The following is a 19,053-nucleotide window of genomic DNA, read 5'->3' as shown; positions in this document are numbered from 1 at the left end:
GAGAGGTTGATATGCTAAAAGATAATAAAGAGCCTTTAAATATGATAGAAAATGTTGTTACAGGTGTAGGCTATAGTCACTTAGAACCACAGCATGTTCAGCCAAGAAGCCAGCAGGGTAAAAATTTGTTTCAGCAGCTTCATTCGAAGTTCTTTAATGAAATGCTTGATGACCGTCACATGTCAGCAGAAGCCTGTCAGAATATTGAAAAATGGTTGTTTGAACGTAGCCTTGCGGATTTGAAAATTTTAAATCAGGAAGCAAAAGAATTTTTTCTTTATCATGGGATTACTTTTACCGTATATGGTGAGGCAGAAGGGACTGAGCGTACAATTCCCTACGATTTGATTCCGCGAGTAATTGCAAAAAAACAATGGGACAAAATTTCTACAGGCTGCTTGCAGCGCGTTAATGCTTTAAATCATTTTCTTGATGATATTTACAACCGTCAGGAAATTCTAAAAAATGGCATTATTCCTGAGACTCAGATCTTGAGTCATGAAGCATTTCAGCCACAAATGATGAATTTTAAACTCAAAGGGAAGATCTATTCACAAATTAGTGGGATCGATATTATTCGGGATCGTTCGGGCGAATTTTTTGTTTTAGAAGATAATTTACGTACACCATCGGGTGTGTCTTACATGCTAGAAAGTCGCAAAATCAGTAAAGAACTTATGCCTGATTTGTGCCAGAAAAGTAAATTGTATGAAATTGAGCAATACCCACAGCTTTTGCGCGCTATTTTAGAAGAAAATGCTTTAGTTGATCGACCAACCGTCGTGGTTCTTACACCAGGACGTTTTAATAGTGCTTATTATGAGCATGCATTTTTGGCTCGTGAAATGGATGTGCCATTGGTCACTGGGCAAGATTTGTTTGTTGAAAATGATATGGTCTATGCCAAAACCATTCGTGGAAAGCAACGAGTTGATGTGATTTATCGCCGTCTGGATGATGCTTTTTTAGATCCCTTGAGTTTCCGCCCAGACAGTTGTTTAGGTGTTGCAGGGTTGATGTCAGCATATTTAAAACAGAATGTGATTATTGCCAATGCACCAGGTACAGGCGTTGCTGATGACAAATCAATTTATCCGTATGTTGATAAAATGATTGAATATTATTTAAATGAACAACCTATCTTAAAAAATGTACCAACTTATCAATGCCGTGATCGTCATGATTTGGACTATGTGATTGAAAATATGCATAACCTTGTAGTGAAAGAAGCGCAAGGCTCGGGTGGTTATGGCATGTTGATTGGCCCACAGGCAACAGAAAAGCAAATTGCTGAGTTTAAACAAAAAGTGATTGCATATCCGCATTTGTATATTGCTCAACCGACTCTAGATTTATCAGTTGCGCCAACATTAACTGACAGTGGTATTGCTGAGCGTCATATTGACTTGCGCCCGTTCATTTTGAGTTCACCACAGCGCACTGAAATTGTGCCAGGAGGCTTAACCCGTGTTGCTATGAAAGAGGGCTCACTGGTGGTGAATTCTTCACAAGGTGGCGGTATTAAAGATACTTGGGTTATTGAAACATTGCATGCATAAGGAGAGACATATGTTATTGCTGACTTCAAATGCATACAATATTTTTTGGCTAGGTCGTTATCTGACGCGGATTCATTTTCTGTGTCAGCATTTGCCTTTACAAGATGATGAACATGCCAAACAGTTAATTTCTGCTTTGTACTTACCCGCCTATGATGCTGCATCATTAACAGCATTGTTATTTGATTCTGAACAGACTTATTCATTTAGCCAGCAGTTCAGTATTGCCTATGACAATGTGCAGGCACTGAGAGGTATTTTATCAGTGCAAAGCTACGCTGAACTCAATGCGATGTTTAAATCTGCTAAGAGTAATGCAGTTGCAATTTGTCAGGTTATCAGTGATGTTGAGGCAGTTCTGGAAGCTGAATCTCAAGATATTTTCTTGTTTTTTAGCCTAGGCAAATATATTGAGAAACTCGATCAGGCGTTGCGTACACAGCAGGAGAGTAATGACACCCTCGAAAAGCTGGATATTCTTGCAAATGCCTTGAGTAATTATGACTGGGAAGACTATGTTCAAGTCTGGCAGAAATTTAAATTTCAGCCTGATTTGAGTACATTTAATCGATTAAATGCGCACTTACAGCAGATGTTTGGAGTTGTCACATGAGATTAATGGTGAATCATCAAACGCATTATCAGTATTCAGAGGCAGTAAGTAATAGTATTCAATATATTAAAATGATGCCACAAAGCGGCGTACATCAGCAGGTACATTCATGGGATGTAAGCATTCCTGGGCAATATAGTACTCAAAAGGATGCTTTTAGTAATCTGTGGGTGACGAGTACTCAGCGTTATGCTTACCAGCAACTCATCATTATGGCGCAGGGCATTGTAGAAATTGATTCTAAATGTGAAGTTGCAGCACAAAACTGCGCCATTCATCCGAGTATTTTTTTGCAGTCAACCAGTATGACCGAGTGCAATCGTGAAATGCTGGCATTTGCTCATGAGTATATAAAATACAAAACGCGTGAGGAATTGCAGTTGTTGGCAGCTGCAATTTTGCAGCACATTCCATATTGTTCTCAGGTAACAGAAGTCCATACGCCTGCAACAGAGGTTTTTAACGCACATCAGCAAGGTGGCGTTTGTCAGGATCATAGCCATGTATTTATTGCCATGTGTCGCGCTTTAGGTATACCTGCGCGCTATGTTTCGGGTTATTTATATGCGCCAGATATGATGCACTTGGCAAGTCATGCTTGGGCTGAGGTTTATTTAGATCAAACATGGTATTGTTTTGATATCAGTAATCAAATTTTTACCCCACATTCGCATATTTATGTTGCAATTGGTCGAGATTATTATGATGTTGCTCCTATACGAGGGGTGCGTGAGCGTGGCGGCGTAGAAACAATGCGTTCGATCGTACAGGTTTTGTCATGCTAGTTTAAAACGAAGGGAAGTGTTAATGACCTATTGTTGTGCTTTACGTTTAAAGGATGGGTTAGTATTTATTAGTGATACTCGTACCAATGCTGGCGTTGATCAGATTTCAGTGTTCCGTAAGTTATATACGTTTGGCGTGCAGCAAGAGCGTTTTATTGCAATCCAAACAGCAGGTAATCTTGCGACTACTCAGGCTGTCATTGGATATTTACGCAACCAGATTGCTTTAAAACAAGAGCCCAATTTATATACCCTTAATACGATGTTTGAAGTTGCGCAGTTGGTTGGGCGTACCTTACGTAAAGTCATTCAGGATGTGACTGAAGACACACAAGAGCAAAGTAATTATTACTGTAGTTTACTCGTGGGAGGGCAAATAGGGGATGATGAACTGCAACTTTACAATATTTACCCTCAAGGTAATTTTATTTGCGCCACCAAAGATACGCCGTTTTTTCAAATTGGTGAAAGTAAATATGGTAAGCCGATTTTAGATCGGGCATTGACTTATGACATGCCACTGGATGAAGCCATACGTTGTAGTCTAATTTCTTTTGATTCAACCTTACGTTCCAATGTTTCGGTTGGCATGCCGCTCGATTTATTGGTCTATCAGGTGGATAGCCTGAAAATCCCGCAGGGTAAACGCATTACTAGCGAAGATGCTTATTTTCACCAAATTAGCACACAATGGTCGGAAACCTTACGTCGCGGCTTGCATGAGATACCAAAACCAAGTGACGATTATTTACTTTAGTATTTATTTATCTGAATAATAAGCTGGTTTTTGAGATCTGACGTCACACTAATTGGTTCTGTGTGGGAAGTGTTGAAGAATTTAAGTGATGAATGGATAGGAATGCTGTGCCAGTAATTTAAATGCGCTGAGTATGATTGATACTAAAACCAATACAAAAAATAGAAAGCCAAGTTGGACTTGGCTTTCTATTTTTTGATTAAATCACTTGACGTGTAGGACGTTTGCTTAAACGGCAAAGTAATTCATAACCAATCGTTCCATTTGCTTTGGCAACATCATCGACTAGGCGTTGTGTACCCCAAAGTTCAACAGGAGTATCAATTGTGGCATTTAAACCCGTCACATCAATTGCCATCATGTCCATGCTGACACGACCAACTAAAGGAACAGTCTGACCATTTACAACTACATAATTTTGCTCAATGTATGCACGTGGATAACCATCACCATAACCAATTGATACAATGGCAATTTCCATATCTTTTTGTGCAACAAAAGTTGAGCCGTACCCTACTTTTTCGCCTGCATGAATTTTATTTAAAGCCATAATGCCTGAACTAAAAGTCATGACAGGCTGAAGATCAAGTTCCGCGACAGGGCGGTGATCAAATGGGGTTGCACCGTATAACATGATGCCTGGACGGACATAATCAAAGTGCAGCTCTGGCCATTTCATGATGGCAGCTGAGTTACAGCAAGAACTTAAGACAGGCGCACAGGCTTCACGCACTTGCAAGAATTGTTGTTTTTGCTGTTCGTTCATTGGGTGGTCATCGGCATCGGCATTAGCGAAGTGCATTGCCAAAACGCATTCAAAACCTTCAGCTTTCAATGTATTGATAATGTCAATAATTTCAGGAACTTTAAAGCCTAAACGGTTCATACCGCTATTGAGTTTGACCCAAACTTTTAAGCCTTTGGCTTGATATTGATTTTTATATTTACGAATCCAGTCGAGTTGTTGCTGATGGTGCAGCATACATTCAAATTTATTATCGATGGAAATTTGCATTTCATCTTCGCTAAAGACACCTTCAATTAAGGTAACTAACTGGTTAAAGCCCAATTGGCGAATTTCAATGGCTTCATCTAAGCAAGCAACCCCAAAAGCATCTGACTGTGTAAGTGCAGACAAACAGTTTTCTAATCCATGACCATAGGCATTGGCTTTGACCATACTGACGACCTTGGAATTTGGCGCGAGCTGTTTCACTTGGTTCAAGTTATGCTGTAGTGCTTCGCGGTTGATAGTAACTGTAGCTTGACGCACTTTTGGACTCCTTAAGAGATTATTCTTCGTCATCAAATTGGTTATAGTACTCGGGAGAGAGATTACTAAAACGAGTGTATTGTCCTTCAAAAGCCAGTCGTACTGTTCCAATTGGACCATTACGTTGCTTACCGATAATAATTTCGGCCGTTCCAGCTTCTTTAGATTCTTTGTTGTAAACTTCATCACGATAAATAAACATGATTAAGTCGGCATCTTGTTCAATTGCACCAGATTCACGCAAGTCTGACATCACAGGGCGTTTATTTGGTCGGTTTTCCAAACTTCGGTTAAGCTGTGATAGTGCAATAACAGGGCAGTTCATTTCTTTTGCTAAAGCTTTTAGGCTTCGGGAAATCTCACCAATCTCACCCACACGGTTATCACCCATACCTGGCACTTTCATCAATTGTAAATAGTCGACCATGATACAACCGAGTTTGCCCCCATGTTGCTTGGCAACACGACGAGCACGGGCGCGTAATTCTGTGGGTGGAAGTGCAGAGGAATCATCAATATAAAGATGCTTTTCTTGAAGTTGTAAAATTGTGCCTGTAACTTTAGACCATTCGTCGCTATCAAGTTTGCCTGAACGTAAATGCCCTTGATGGACTTTACCAAACGATGAAATTAGACGCATTGCAATCGAATCAGCGGGCATTTCCATTGAAAAAACTAGAGCAGGAAGATCACAGTTAAACAGCACACTTTCTACCAGATTCATGGCAAAAGTTGTTTTCCCCATTGATGGACGTGCTGCAACAATAATCATGTCACCGCCCTGCATCCCTGAGGTCTTATTGTCTAATTCAACAAATCCTGTCGTCAAACCTGTGATATTACCCTCGAGTTGCGATAATTCACTAAGTTTATTGAATACGTTAGAGACCACAGCCGTAATCGGTTGAGGGCCTGCATTTTTCTTATTGTTATTGTGTTGTTCAGCAATCGAAAAAATATTTGTTTCTGCCAAATCAAGAATTTCAGAGACACTGCGCCCGTTGGTGTTATACGCATTCAGCAAAATTTCATTGCTGGCTTTAATCATATTGCGCAGAGTAGCAAATTCACGAATTTTAATGGCATAGGTTTCTAGATTATAGAAACTTGCAGGCGAATCTGACATGAGTTGCATCAGGTAGTCTTCGCCACCAATTGCATCAATCAGATTTTGTTTCAATAACCAGTCATTGACTAAAACAGCATCGTAAGGTGAGTTTTCCTGTGCCAGTTTTTCAATGGCACGAAAAATATACTTATGCCGAGTTGCATAAAAATCATTTTCATTGAGTACATCGCTGACTTGTTCGAAAGATTCGGCAACTGTCATTAATGCGGCTAAAACAGCCTGTTCAATCGCCAAGTTATGTGGAGGTGTACGAAATTCTTTGAGTTGACCTGACGACTCCGTATTTTTATTTTCAGAAGAAACAGAGTGTTGTGCAACTGTGGCATTCGCCTGAGACATAGATAACCTTAAATTGAATAAAGCAGGGGAAAAACAAAAAGATTAGCGAATCTATCTTAAAACAAAAGTGACAAACTACATAATCTTAATAACAATATAAATGAACAGATGAATCAGAAAAAACTATGATGAAAAAAAAGAGCATGCAGAAGCATGCTCTTTTTTTTGGGAATGGTACTGAAATTACTCAGAAACAATAGTAACAAGTACTTCAGCAGCAACATCATGATGCAATTGGATTGCGATGTTGAATTCACCAGTATGACGAAGCGCACCATTTGGTAAGCGAACTTCAGCACGATCCACTACAAGACCTGCATTTGTTAATGCGTCTGCAATGTCACGAGTACCGATTGAACCGAATAGTTTACCTTCATCGCCTGCTTTCGCAGTGATAACGATATTTACTTCGTTCAATTGGTCAGCACGTGCTTGAGCTGCGCCTAGTACTTCAGCTTCTTGTTTTTCAAGTTCAGCACGACGAGCTTCAAAAGCAGTTGTGTTTGCTTCAGTCGCAGCAACTGCTTTACCTTGAGGGATAAGGAAGTTACGGCCGTAACCAGCTTTCACAGAAACTTTATCGCCTAATTTACCAAGGTTTTTAATGCGTTGTAATAAGATAACGTCCACAGATCACCTCACTTATGGTTGTCAGTGTACGGAATCAAAGACAAATAGCGAGCTTGTTTAATTGCTAGCGCTAACTGACGTTGATAACGAGCTTTAGTACCAGTGATACGGCTAGGAACAATCTTGCCGTTTTCAGTGATGTACTGTTTCAAAGTGTCGATATCTTTGTAATCGATGTACACAACATTCTCAGCTGTAAAGCGGCAGAACTTGCGACGACGGTAAAAACGTGCCATTGATGTTCTCCTTATTCAGCAGCTTCTTGAGAAACTTGCTGTGCTTCTTCACGTTGAGCTTTACGCGCACGTTTTTCTTCAGCACTTTTAGCAAGCAAAGACTCTTCAGTAATTGCGTGTTCACGACGGATGATCAAGTTACGAATGATTGCATCGTTATAACGGAACAATTCTTCTAATTCATCAAGAGTCGTTTGACCACATTCAACATTCATTAAAATGTAGTGTGCTTTGTGAATTTTGTTAATCGGGTAAGCCAATTGACGGCGGCCCCAATCTTCTAAGCGGTGAATTTGACCTTCAGCATCTTTGATGTGAGAGATATAGCGTTCTACCATACCAACCACTTGATCGCTTTGATCAGGGTGTACTAAAAGTACGATTTCGTAATGACGCATTGTCAGCTCCTTACGGTTTAGACAGCCCCTAAATAAATTTTTAGAAGCAAGGAGTCTCAACTTCAAAAGTTGAGTCGCAAATTGCGAAGGGTGAATTTTATAAGATCAGCCCATTGAACTCAAGAAAAAACGTCATTATTTATCAAACTTTTTCGGTAATAGAAAACACATAACTGGGAAAATTAGAGATTTGTGTTTAATTTAGCGCTATCAGGTCCATAGGGGGAATTTGAATATTGCCCCATAACCAATGTTGTCTACCATGTTGTATTTGAACATTGTGTTGTCATGGTTGTTGGCTGTTTATAAGCAAGTGGAACTGCTTGAGTTTCGTGAAATTTTAGATGTTTTTCGTTGTTCGTGATTGCCTTGATTTAAGCAAAAAAATTTTCAATGAGCATATCAGATATATTGATTCTATTTTTATTGGCGGGTTTTAATGTAAGTTGGTTGTTAAAATATTGGAATGGGTTCAGATGGTTGGTGTGGTTTGTATTACTGTATTAGGTTGGGTGCTGAAGGACTAAATTGATACTTAAACTGAATAATGTAAAAGACAAAGTACTCATACAACTCCATATTTGAGTCATTATGCGAATGTTGGGGTATAGAAGTTCTGATGAAACCAATTATGTTAATGTGGATTGATAGGGGATAGAGTGGAAACCCACTCTAACTCATATCAAAAAAGTGGCAAATGTGGAGCAGGAGATTGGTAGCTAAAACTAAAGCTAATGCTGAGTGCGGTAATTAAAATCACCGAATACAGGAAATAACGTTTTGCCCAAACTTGATCATTTTCAGCTTTAAAACCAATAATCGATAAGTACAACCAATAGGCACATAACGCATTAAAGGTGATGAGGAAAAAGATATTGGTATAGCCAAAACAATATAAGCCATTGAGTACCGCTGCAAATAAAACCACATAAATCAAAGATTCAACTTTGGTTCTGAAAACTGAGCGGGCAACAGGCAAAATTGGAATTCCTGCACGTTTATAGTCATCAAAGCGATAAATTGCAATTCCCCAAGAATGAGGCATTTGCCAAATTGCATACGCTAAGAACACCAGTAAAGCGGCAACATCAAACTCGTGTGCAACTGCTGTGTAACCAATCACTGGAGGGCAGGCACCCGAAATACTGCCAATCACAGTCTGGTGAATGGAAGCTCGTTTTGACCATAAACTGTATAAACACACATAAACGATAAAGCCAAGAACTGCAAAGCCCGTTGCATACGCATTGACAAAAAACCATAAAAGACTCAAACCAGAAATGCCTAAAATTGTTGCAAAAATTAGAGCTGCTTGTGGTTCGATAGTTTTTTTGACTAGAGCACGGTTTTGTGTGCGCTCCATTTTGTCATCGATATCTTGGTCAATGAAGTTATTGACAACACAACCTGAGGCAACAACCAGCGTTGTACCTAAAAGTGTGAGGAGAAGTAATAGGATATCTACAGAGCCTTGGGCGGCTAAGAAAAAGCCGCCCAAGGTAGTAACGAAGTTACCGAAGAGTATCCCTGGCTTGGTCAGGAATATATATTTTTTCAGCATGACAACCAGTTTAGATCATCATGTTGAAATGTAGATAGTTCATTACCCAAACAGAACCGATCAACAAGATTGCGATGGTTAGGATGGTATAAATAAAAGCAATCACGTTCCAGCGTTGTTCTTCAGATGAGTTCATATGCAAGAAGAACATCAACTGTACAAGAACCTGAACAATCGCAGTAATGCCAACAACTGCAAGCAACAAGCCACGACCAAAGCCACCAGTCATCACCATCCCGAATGGGATGATGGTGAGAATGATAGACAAAATAAAGCCAATGGTATATTGCTTCATGTTGCCATGAGACGCATCGGATGAATGATGATCATGACTCATGAGATAACTCCCATCAAGTAAACAACACTAAATACACAGATCCAAACGATATCAAGGAAGTGCCAGAACAAGCTTAGGCAAGCAAGGCGACGTGTATTCGGTAAAGTTAAACCATTCTTTTTGATTTGGAACATCAAAACGATCATCCAAACCAGACCAGAAGTCACGTGGATACCGTGTGTACCAACCAAAGTAAAGAATGCAGATAAGAATGCACTGTGACTTGGACCGTGACCTTCAACTACAAGGTGATGGAATTCATTGATTTCCATACCGATGAAGGTTGCACCAAATAACCATGTGATAATTAACCAGGTAATTACCCCATTCACGTTATTTTTGTAACGTGCAAGTACAGCAAAACCGAAAGTTACTGAAGAAATCAAAAGCGCAAAGGTTTCAATTAAAACGTAACCTAAAGATTCACTGAATAATTCTTTTGGACTTGGCGTGCCAGCAGGAACATGGGTATGTAAAACTGCATAGGCAATGAAGAGTGTCCCGAATAGAACCAAGTCACTCATCAAGTAAGTCCAGAAGCCAAAGGTTGTCAGATCAGTGTCATCGTGGTGATGATGATCGTCATGCCCGTGGCTATCGTGAAGTACGTCAGCCATTGTCTTAGTCCTTCTTCAAGTGTTTTTCAAGAATCGCAAAGCGTTCGTTTTCAATACGCTCAACTTCAGCTGCTGGTACGTAGTAGTCCACTTTTTCAGTGTTCGAACTTTTGATGAAGGTAATGATGATCGAAACGAAAGAAACAACGACCAACCACCAGATATGCCAGATTAACCCAAATGCCATAACTGTGATAAGGATTGCCAAAGCAAAACCAGCAACACGGTCTGTTGGCATATGGATATCTTCATACTTAGTCGGTTTAACGTACGCAACACCATTTTCTTTGTCTAACCAGAAGCGGTCGATATGCTCGCCTTGTGGTAAATAAGCAAAGTTATAAAATGGAGCAGGTGAAGATGTCGCCCATTCAAATGTGCGGCCATCCCATACATCGCCTGTGTAGTCGATAGTTTTGTTGCGCTGTAAGAAACCAACAACAACTTGCATAACGAAACAGAAGATGCCGATTGCAACCAATACCGCACCAATCATTGCGACAGATAGGTAAGGTGTCCATTCTGGGTTGTCATATGTATTCAAACGACGAGTCATACCCATGAAACCAAGGACATAAAGTGGCATGAATGCAAAATAGAAACCAATGAACCAGAACCAGAAAGATGCTTTACCCCATGCTTCATTTAACTTCCAGCCAAACATTTTTGGCCACCAGAAGGTAATTGCAGCAAACATCGCAAAGACAACACCACCAATAATTACGTTATGGAAGTGGGCGATAAGGAATAAAGAGTTGTGCACAAGGAAGTCCGCAGGTGGAACCGCCATAAGTACACCAGTCAAACCACCAATACCGAAAGTCACAAGGAAACCTAGTGTCCAAAGCATTGGAGATGTGAAAGTAATACGACCCTTATACATTGTGAATAACCAAGAGAAGATTTTCACACCTGTTGGGATCGCGATAATCATGGTCATAATACCAAAGAACGCGTTAACGTTCGCTCCTGCGCCCATGGCGAAGAAGTGGTGTAACCAAACGATAAGAGAAAGAACAGCAATTGCGCCAGTTGCGTATACCATGGTTTTGTAACCAAATAGTGCTTTACGAGAAAACACAGGTACAACTTCTGAGTACACACCAAATGCAGGCAATACCAAAATATAAACTTCAGGGTGACCCCAAGTCCAAATTAAGTTCACATAAAGCATTGGACTACCGCCAAGCTCATTGGTGAAGAAGTGGAAATCGAAGTAACGGTCAAGTGTCAACATGGCAATAGTTGCAGTTAACACAGGGAAAGTCGCAATAATCAGAACACAAGTAAAAAATGCAGTCCAAGTGAAAATCGGCATGTCCATAAGTTTCATGCCAGGTGCACGCATTTTAATGATGGTAACAAAGAAGTTAACACCTGTTAAAAGTGTACCTAAACCAGAAACCTGTAGCGCCCAAATCCAGTAGTCTACACCAACACCTGGCGAGTATTGAATGCCTGAAAGAGGAGGATATGCCATCCATCCAGTTGCGGCAAATTCACCTAGAACAAGTGAAGCCATAACTAGACCAGCAGCACCAGCAAATGCCCAGAAACTGAACTGGTTAAGCAAAGGGAATGCAACGTCACGTGCACCAATTTGTAGTGGTACAACGATGTTGAATAAACCAACAACTAGACCCATCGCTACAAAGAAGATCATGATCACGCCGTGGGCAGTGAAGATCTGGTCATAGTGGTCAGGGTGCAAGTAACCTTCACCACCACCACTCGCAAGGAATAGTTGAAGACGCATCATGAATGCATCTGCGAAACCACGTACTAGCATGATCACAGATACCAAGATATACATGATACCGATTTTTTTATGGTCTACAGACATAGCCCATTCTTTCCAGAGGTAGCCCCACTTCTTAAAGTAAGTAATACCTGCTAGAACAGCGATTGCGCCAAGTGCCATAATGATCGAAGTCACAATAACAATTGGTTCTTTTGGGATGGCGCCCCATCCAAGTTTACCTAATAGCATATCCATGTTTATTCCCCTGCAGCAGCGTGAGAAGCGTCAGCATGAGCTTGTTCTGCACCATGGTAATTGCTCATATATTTCGCAATAACTTTCTTAAATAGTTGAGGCTCAACTGAAGAATAATAAGTTACTGGATGAGGGTGGTGCGGATAAGTCCCTTGCTTTTCAAGTGCTTCAGCAGCAGCTTTCTGTTCAGGTGTTTGAGCGTCCGCTAGCATACCTTCAATCTGGTGTTTAGAGCGTTCACCATCACGTAGTGCTTGTAAGCTTGCAAAGTCCAAAGATTGTTTTTGAACAGCTGCATAGCGAGTACCATTACCTGCTTTTACATCAGCAACCCATTTATCAAAGTCTGCTTGGCTTACGCTGTGCGCTTTGAAATGCATTTGGGAGAAACCATAACCGCTATAGTTTGCAGAGAAACCACGATATACGCCTGCTTCATTTGCTAAAACATGTAGGTGGGTTTGCATGCCTGCCATTGCATAAATTTGACCTGCTAACTGTGGAATGAAGAATGAGTTCATTGTGAAGTCAGAGGTAATATGGAAGTGTACAGGTGTTTGCTCTGGGAAACGCAGTTCATTAACAGTTGCAATTTGTTGCTCTGGGTAAACAAATACCCATTTATATGGCTCTGCAATAACTTGAATATCAACAGGCTTTTTAGTTGATTCTGCGTCAAGAGGGCGATATGGATCGTATTGGTGAGAACCCCACCAAGCGATATACGCTAAAATTGCAATAATAATGATTGGGATGCCCCAAACTGCGATTTCGATTGCAGTTGAATGCGCCCATGTAGGTTTATAGTCTGCATCTTTATTCGACGCGCGATATTTCCAACCAAACCACAATGCCATAATGATAGATGGAATTACTACCAATAGCATAAGATAGATCGCAGTCATCATGAGTCCGCTAAGACCATGAGCGACAGGACCTTTTGAGTTTAGAAGTACTAAATCACCACCACACCCAGTCAAGAGTGCAGAAATCGTAGATAAAGACAATACAGCTAATATCGTTTGTCTCATTTTACAACCTCGGTGAAGAGTCCCATTTACATACTTGGAATATGGGATAGCGATTATAGTGTCGGATGTTTTAGAAAGAAATTTCTCTCAAAAACATAGGGCACCGCTACTTTGTAGGGCATTATGCCCTATATTGATTAACTAAGCTATATTTACAATCAGCAAAAATAAGTTATTTAAATCCAACAAATTAAGTTGGATTTAAGAAGAAAAAATAAAAAAAATACCTAAAATCATAATGTTAATAACATGAAAATATTTTCAGTTATTCCACTTTATTTGTGATTTTTATTCTATTTATAACTTTAGTTTTAGCAATACGATCATGCAAAGTCTGCTTTTTTTCACTAAAAATGAAAGCAAAATCTAGTATTGTGATAAAAGGCATAAAAAGTAAATTCAAAATGATGAAGACCATACTACGTAATAAAAATACTCGTGTTAAGCCTACAGCGCTTTCGTTTTCTGCATCCACGATTTGAATCTTGGCAATATACTTGCCGATACTTTGTCCTGATTTGGCGAGTAAAAATGCTTGAATGATCAGCATAATAACAATATAAATCAGCATGCTATGCCAAGCATCTGTGGGAACAAGATTAAAGATCTCAGCTTGAGAGTTAGCGTTGATTCCTTGCTCTTGCAACTTAACCATTTGCGTTCTTGTTGCATCATCCATATAGAAAGATGGAAGTGCAAATGCAGGTAACCAAAGCAGCAGATCTATCAGTTTTGCTAATACTCGCTTTTCAATTGAGGCAAGGCTGACTGCTGGCTGCTGTGTTTTTTTAGATAGATTAATCGATGAAAACTGGGGCTGAGGTTGTTCTGAATAATTTTGAGGACGATAGAAAAGTTGGCCATGGGTGAGTTCCCCTAATGGCTTCCATTCGGTCATACCTTGGTGCCAAGCAAGATCAGTGAGTAAGACTTGCTGATTCACAAGCATTTGATTGAGTTGTTCTAAGGTATAAGGTCCTGCTTGTTGATTATTTCGCGCTAAATATATTTGCATAAAACCATTATCTCAATATTCAATAAAAAAGACCCATCAAGGGGTCTTTTTTATCATGTTTTTACGATGACTTAAAGTTGTTTAATTTTTTCTTCAGCCAAGAAGAACCATGTATCAAGTACCGAGTCTGGGTTTAATGACACAGATTCAATGCCTTGCTCCATGAGCCATTTTGCAAGGTCAGGATGGTCTGAAGGTCCTTGACCACAAATACCTACATATTTGCCTGCTTTACGGCATGCATGGATTGCCATAGAAAGGAGCGCTTTCACAGCTGGGTCACGTTCGTCAAACAAATGCGATACGATGCCAGAGTCACGGTCTAAACCAAGTGTTAACTGAGTCAAGTCATTTGAACCAATTGAGAAGCCGTCAAAATGCTCTAGGAATTGTTCAGCCAATAAAGCATTGGTTGGTAATTCACACATCATGATGACTTTAAGTCCGTTTTCGCCACGTTTTAAGCCATTTTGTGCAAGCAGTTCAATGACACGTTTCGCCTCAGCAACTGTACGCACAAATGGAATCATGATTTGGATGTTGGTTAGACCCATTTCATCACGTGCTTTTTTCAAGGCACGGCATTCGAGCTCGAAGCAGTCACGGAAGTTTTCAGATACGTAACGGCTTGCACCACGGAAGCCAAGCATTGGGTTTTCTTCTTCAGGTTCGTACAGCTTACCGCCAATCAAGTTTGCGTATTCGTTTGATTTGAAGTCAGACATACGCACAATCACTGGTTTGTCTGCAAATGCAGCAGCAAGTGTTGTAATACCTTCAACCAGTTTCTCAACATAGAACTCAACAGGAGATGCATAACCTGCGGTACGTGTCATTACTGCTGCACGTGTTTCACGTGGTAGGCTATCAATATTTAACAAAGCTTTTGGATGCACACCGATCATACGGTTAATGATGAACTCAAGGCGTGCTAAGCCAATGCCTTCATTTGGAATTTGGGCAAAGTCAAATGCACGGTCAGGGTTACCCACGTTCATCATGATTTTGAACGGAAGTTTTGGCATAGACTCGATTGAGTTACGTTGTACTTCAAAATCCAACGCACCTTCGTAAATGAAACCTGTATCACCTTCAGCACAAGAAACAGTAACATCTTGTCCGTCAGTTAATACTTCAGTTGCATTGCCACAACCTACGATAGCAGGAACACCTAGCTCACGAGCAATAATTGCTGCGTGACAAGTACGACCACCACGGTTTGTGATAATTGCAGCAGCGCGCTTCATTACTGGTTCCCAATCTGGATCAGTCATGTCTGAAACAAGCACATCACCATCTTGAACTTTGTCCATTTCTTTGATTGAAGTCACGATACGGACTTTACCAGAACCGATACGTTGACCAATTGAACGACCTTCAGCGAGAACAGTGCCTTTTTGTTTGAGTAGGTAACGTTCCATTGTGCCGACATTTTGGCGACTTTTCACTGTTTCGGGACGTGCTTGAACAATGTAGATCTGTTCGTCATCACCATCTTTTGCCCATTCGATGTCCATTGGAGCACCGTAATGTTGTTCAATGATAAGCGCTTGTTTAGCAAGTTCATGCAATTCATGGTCATTGAGTGCAAATTGTTGGCGATCTTGTTTTTCAACATCAACAACAACGACAGATTTACCTGCAGCGCCTTCTTCACCGTAAATCATTTTTTGGTGTTTAGCACCAAGGTTGCGGCGAATTACAGCATGTTTACCATTGTTTAATAATGGTTTAGACAAGTAAAATTCATCAGGGTTTACAGCCCCTTGTACGACCATTTCACCTAAGCCATAAGATGCAGTAATAAACACAACATCACGGAAGCCAGACTCGGTGTCAAGCGTGAACATAACGCCCGCAGCACCAGTTTCTGAACGAACCATACGTTGGATACCAGCAGAAAGTGCAACCAATTTGTGGTCAAAACCTTGGTGTACGCGGTAAGCAATTGCACGGTCATTAAATAAAGAAGCAAATACTTCTTTAATCGCGATGAGGACATTCTCAATCCCGCGAATGTTTAAGAAAGTTTCTTGTTGACCCGCAAAAGATGCATCTGGAAGGTCTTCTGCTGTTGCAGAAGAACGAACGGCAACCGCGATGTCAGGATTGCCGTTTGAAAGTTCTGCGAATGCTTCACGAACTTCTTTTTCTAATTCTTTGGTCAGTGGTGTTTCAACAATCCATTGGCGAATTTTTGCGCCTGTGATTGCTAAAGCATTGACATCATCAACATTAAGTTGCTCAAGTTCAGATTGAATTTTTGCATTAAGACCACTTTGCTCAAGAAATTCACGGTAAGCGGCGGCTGTTGTTGCAAAACCACCAGGAACGGAGACTCCTGCATTAGAAAGATGGCTGATCATTTCTCCTAAAGATGAGTTTTTCCCACCAACAAGTTCAACGTCATGTTTCCCTAATTTTTCTAGACCTATTACGCGCGCTTCCAAAGTAGTTTCTCCACTTTTGCAAAATGTGATTTATTCGATCATGTCAAAAACACAAACACCTAGTTTTTTTGATGTTAACTAAGCGACAGTTCTGTAAGATGGGATTACTATAAAGAATATACGCCACTAAGACAAACATTTGAGGAGATTTTTAATGCCTGAAGGTAAACAAATTAAAAGAACGGTATTTTTCATTTCTGATGGAACTGCTATTACTGCTGAAACCTTAGGGCATTCTTTATTGGCGCAGTTTCCGAACGTCAATTTTGATATTCATATCATCCCATATATCACGACAGAAGAAGCTGCCGTGAAGGTGGTTGAGGAAATCAATAACTGCAAGCATGATGAGGGTAAATTACCTTTAGTGTTTGATACTTTAGTCGATCGAAATGTGCGTGATATTATTAATACTGCCAATGCGGTCAATCTAGATGTGTTTGAAGGTTTGATTAGCAAGCTGGAGCAGGAGTTGGGAACCCCACCAACCACATTAATTGGTCAAACCCATGCGGTCACTGATACTGAATACTATAAAGCGCGTATTGATGCGGTACATTTCGCACTGGACAATGACGATGGCGCACGTACCCGTCATTATGACAAAGCGGATATTATTTTGATTGGTGTTTCTCGTTCAGGAAAAACACCAACATCAATTTATCTCTCTTTGCAATTTGGTATTCGGGTAGCAAACTATCCACTGACCGAAGAAGACTTAGATGACAACCGTTTGCCAGCAGTATTGAAGCATCACAAAAATAAACTGTTTGGGCTAATGATTGATGCTGAGCGTCTTGTTGCGATTCGTACAGAACGTAAGGCAGGTAGTCGCTATGCTAGCTTTAATCAATGCCAGATGGAGCTACGCGCTGTTGAAGGTATTTATATTTCTGAGGGAATTCCATATTTAGATGTTTCAGAAATGTCGATTGAAGAAATCTCAACCCGTATTTTACAAATGACAGGTCTTAAACGTCGTATTGGATAAAAATTTTAAATTAAAAAAAGAGCTGACCGAGGTCAGCTCTTTTAGTTGGGAGAGAGCAGGAAACTTAATGTCCGTAACGGCTAATTGCCAAACCTTCTGTACTAATTTCTGTTTTATTATTAAAAATAATGTCGCTGAGTAATTTTCCTGAACCACAAGACATGGTCCAGCCTAACGTACCGTGACCTGTATTCAAGAATAGGTTTTTATATTTGGTTGCTCCAATGATTGGTGTACTGTCTGGTGTCATCGGGCGTAAGCCTGTCCAGAAAGTTGCTTGGGAAACATCGCCACCTGGGAACAAGTCATTTACCACCATTTCCAAAGTCGCACGACGATTTGGGTTTAGGCGTAAATCGAAACCACCAAGTTCTGCCATACCACCAACACGGATACGGTTGTCAAAACGTGTGACCGCAATTTTGTAGGTTTCATCAAGGACTGTTGATTGTGGTGCTAAAGATTCATCTACAATCGGTACAGTGATTGAATAACCTTTTACAGGGTAAACAGGAACGTCTAGACCTAGTGGTGCAATAAAATCACGGCTATAACTACCAAATGCTAAGACGAACTGGTCAGCTTTTAGGATTTCATTACCAACTTTAACGCCTGTAATTTTATCGCCTTCCCAGACTAGAGATTCCACATTTTGGTTAAAGCGGAATTCAACACCTAAATCTTCAGCAATTTTGGCAAGACGGTTGGTAAACAAGTAACAGTCACCTGTTTCATCATTCGGTAAACGTAAACCACCAGTCAAATGGTCTTTAGCATGTGCTAAAGCAGGTTCGACACTCGGCAATTGTTCTGCTGTTAGAAGTTGATGAGGTACACCACATTCTTCAAGGACTTTAATGTCGCGTTGTACCGCTTCAATTTGTGCTTCATTACGGAACAATTGTAATGTGCCACCTGAACGGTTTTCATAGTTAATGCCTGTGTCTTTACGGAGTTCACGTAAACAGTCACGACTATATTCAGCCACACGTGTCATGCGTTCTTTGTTGATGGCATAACGCTCGGCATTACAGTTTGCGAGCATTTGTGACATCCATTTAAGTTGCCACAAAGTACCATCTAAACGAATTGCCAATGGTGCATGACGCTGGAACATCCATTTAATGGCTTTTAATGGAATACCAGGGGCTGCCCATGGTGTTGAATATCCAGGAGAAATTTGTCCCGCGTTGCCGAAACTTGTTTCTTCAGCAGGGTTTGGCTGGCGGTCAAGCACCGTCACTTTTGCCCCTTGTTTTGCGAGATAATAAGCACTGGTTACTCCAATTACGCCACTGCCTAGAATGATGACATGCATCACAAACCCTCTGTGTAA

At 40.5% G+C, this 19,053-nt stretch carries 18 protein-coding genes; 5 read left to right on the top strand and 13 right to left on the bottom strand.

Annotation, left to right across the window (positions count from 1 at the left end; all coding sequences use genetic code 11):
• Positions 1 to 11: 11 nt before the first annotated feature.
• Genes E0H77_RS00995 through E0H77_RS00980 form a run of 4 tightly spaced genes read left to right on the top strand, consistent with a single transcriptional unit; the run spans position 12 to position 3,714 of the window.
• Positions 12 to 1,559, top strand: coding sequence for a circularly permuted type 2 ATP-grasp protein (locus tag E0H77_RS00995; RefSeq protein WP_131374287.1), 1,548 nt, complete (start codon positions 12 to 14; stop codon positions 1,557 to 1,559).
• Positions 1,560 to 1,569: 10 nt separating this feature from the next.
• The gene (locus tag E0H77_RS00990; protein ID WP_131374285.1) at positions 1,570 to 2,172 is read left to right on the top strand and encodes an alpha-E domain-containing protein; all 603 of its coding nucleotides are present in this window, start codon (positions 1,570 to 1,572) and stop codon (positions 2,170 to 2,172) included.
• Entirely contained in the window at positions 2,169 to 2,957 is a 789-nt protein-coding gene (locus E0H77_RS00985; protein WP_131374283.1) for a transglutaminase family protein, read from the top strand. The genes E0H77_RS00990 and E0H77_RS00985 overlap by 4 nt, the downstream gene beginning before the upstream one ends.
• Before the next feature lie 22 nt (positions 2,958 to 2,979).
• Entirely contained in the window at positions 2,980 to 3,714 is a 735-nt protein-coding gene (locus tag E0H77_RS00980) for a proteasome-type protease (RefSeq protein WP_131374281.1), read from the top strand.
• Between the two features lie 199 nt (positions 3,715 to 3,913).
• On the opposite strand, the gene alr is transcribed toward E0H77_RS00980, so the two are convergent.
• The 12 genes from alr to ppsA all read right to left on the bottom strand — a co-directional run bounded on the left by alr (position 3,914) and on the right by ppsA (position 16,726).
• A complete protein-coding gene (gene alr, locus E0H77_RS00975) occupies positions 3,914 to 4,987 on the bottom strand; it encodes an alanine racemase (protein WP_131374279.1) in 1,074 nt (357 codons plus the stop codon).
• Between the two features lie 19 nt (positions 4,988 to 5,006).
• Positions 5,007 to 6,455: a replicative DNA helicase gene (gene dnaB, locus E0H77_RS00970; protein ID WP_131374277.1), complete on the bottom strand. Its 1,449-nt coding sequence runs from the start codon at positions 6,453 to 6,455 to the stop codon at positions 5,007 to 5,009.
• A gap of 183 nt (positions 6,456 to 6,638) precedes the next feature.
• Positions 6,639 to 7,085 (bottom strand): 50S ribosomal protein L9, encoded by a 447-nt coding sequence (gene rplI / locus E0H77_RS00965; RefSeq protein ID WP_004753079.1) that lies wholly within the window; start codon positions 7,083 to 7,085, stop codon positions 6,639 to 6,641.
• A gap of 8 nt (positions 7,086 to 7,093) precedes the next feature.
• Positions 7,094 to 7,321 carry a 30S ribosomal protein S18 gene (rpsR, locus tag E0H77_RS00960; RefSeq protein ID WP_004791454.1) on the bottom strand — a complete coding sequence of 76 codons (228 nt, stop codon included), beginning with the start codon at positions 7,319 to 7,321 and terminating at the stop codon, positions 7,094 to 7,096.
• Positions 7,322 to 7,332: 11 nt separating this feature from the next.
• Positions 7,333 to 7,719: a 30S ribosomal protein S6 gene (gene rpsF / locus E0H77_RS00955; RefSeq protein ID WP_004753077.1), complete on the bottom strand. Its 387-nt coding sequence runs from the start codon at positions 7,717 to 7,719 to the stop codon at positions 7,333 to 7,335.
• 682 nt (positions 7,720 to 8,401) lie between these two features.
• Positions 8,402 to 9,280, bottom strand: coding sequence for a heme o synthase (gene cyoE, locus E0H77_RS00950; RefSeq protein WP_131374275.1), 879 nt, complete (start codon positions 9,278 to 9,280; stop codon positions 8,402 to 8,404).
• A gap of 10 nt (positions 9,281 to 9,290) precedes the next feature.
• On the bottom strand, positions 9,291 to 9,617 hold the full coding sequence (gene cyoD, locus E0H77_RS00945) for a cytochrome o ubiquinol oxidase subunit IV (protein WP_004753069.1): 327 nt from the start codon (positions 9,615 to 9,617) through the stop codon (positions 9,291 to 9,293).
• Positions 9,614 to 10,234 carry a cytochrome o ubiquinol oxidase subunit III gene (gene cyoC / locus E0H77_RS00940; RefSeq protein WP_131374272.1) on the bottom strand — a complete coding sequence of 207 codons (621 nt, stop codon included), beginning with the start codon at positions 10,232 to 10,234 and terminating at the stop codon, positions 9,614 to 9,616. Before cyoC ends, cyoD begins: the two co-directional genes overlap by 4 nt.
• A 4-nt stretch (positions 10,235 to 10,238) precedes the next feature.
• Entirely contained in the window at positions 10,239 to 12,230 is a 1,992-nt protein-coding gene (gene cyoB, locus E0H77_RS00935) for a cytochrome o ubiquinol oxidase subunit I (RefSeq protein ID WP_131374270.1), read from the bottom strand.
• Positions 12,231 to 12,232: 2 nt separating this feature from the next.
• Positions 12,233 to 13,261, bottom strand: coding sequence for a ubiquinol oxidase subunit II (gene cyoA / locus E0H77_RS00930; protein WP_131313447.1), 1,029 nt, complete (start codon positions 13,259 to 13,261; stop codon positions 12,233 to 12,235).
• Positions 13,262 to 13,526: 265 nt separating this feature from the next.
• Positions 13,527 to 14,276, bottom strand: a complete 750-nt coding sequence (locus tag E0H77_RS00925; protein ID WP_131374268.1) for an RDD family protein — start codon at positions 14,274 to 14,276, stop codon at positions 13,527 to 13,529.
• A 71-nt stretch (positions 14,277 to 14,347) separates the two neighbouring features.
• On the bottom strand, positions 14,348 to 16,726 hold the full coding sequence (ppsA, locus tag E0H77_RS00920) for a phosphoenolpyruvate synthase (protein WP_131374266.1): 2,379 nt from the start codon (positions 16,724 to 16,726) through the stop codon (positions 14,348 to 14,350).
• Positions 16,727 to 16,880: 154 nt separating this feature from the next.
• On the opposite strand from ppsA, the gene ppsR reads away from it, so the two are divergent.
• On the top strand, positions 16,881 to 17,717 hold the full coding sequence (ppsR, locus tag E0H77_RS00915) for a posphoenolpyruvate synthetase regulatory kinase/phosphorylase PpsR (RefSeq protein ID WP_131313450.1): 837 nt from the start codon (positions 16,881 to 16,883) through the stop codon (positions 17,715 to 17,717).
• Between the two features lie 64 nt (positions 17,718 to 17,781).
• Here ppsR and E0H77_RS00910 read toward each other — a convergent pair whose 3' ends face one another.
• Positions 17,782 to 19,035 (bottom strand): D-amino acid dehydrogenase, encoded by a 1,254-nt coding sequence (locus tag E0H77_RS00910; protein WP_131313451.1) that lies wholly within the window; start codon positions 19,033 to 19,035, stop codon positions 17,782 to 17,784.
• Positions 19,036 to 19,053: the final 18 nt, after the last annotated feature.

The organism is Acinetobacter brisouioides, from assembly GCF_004331075.1.
In the GTDB taxonomy this organism is placed as follows: Bacteria; Pseudomonadota; Gammaproteobacteria; order Pseudomonadales; family Moraxellaceae; genus Acinetobacter.
Note: the sequence above shows the minus strand (reverse complement) of the source record. Positions and strands in the feature narration are given on the sequence as shown.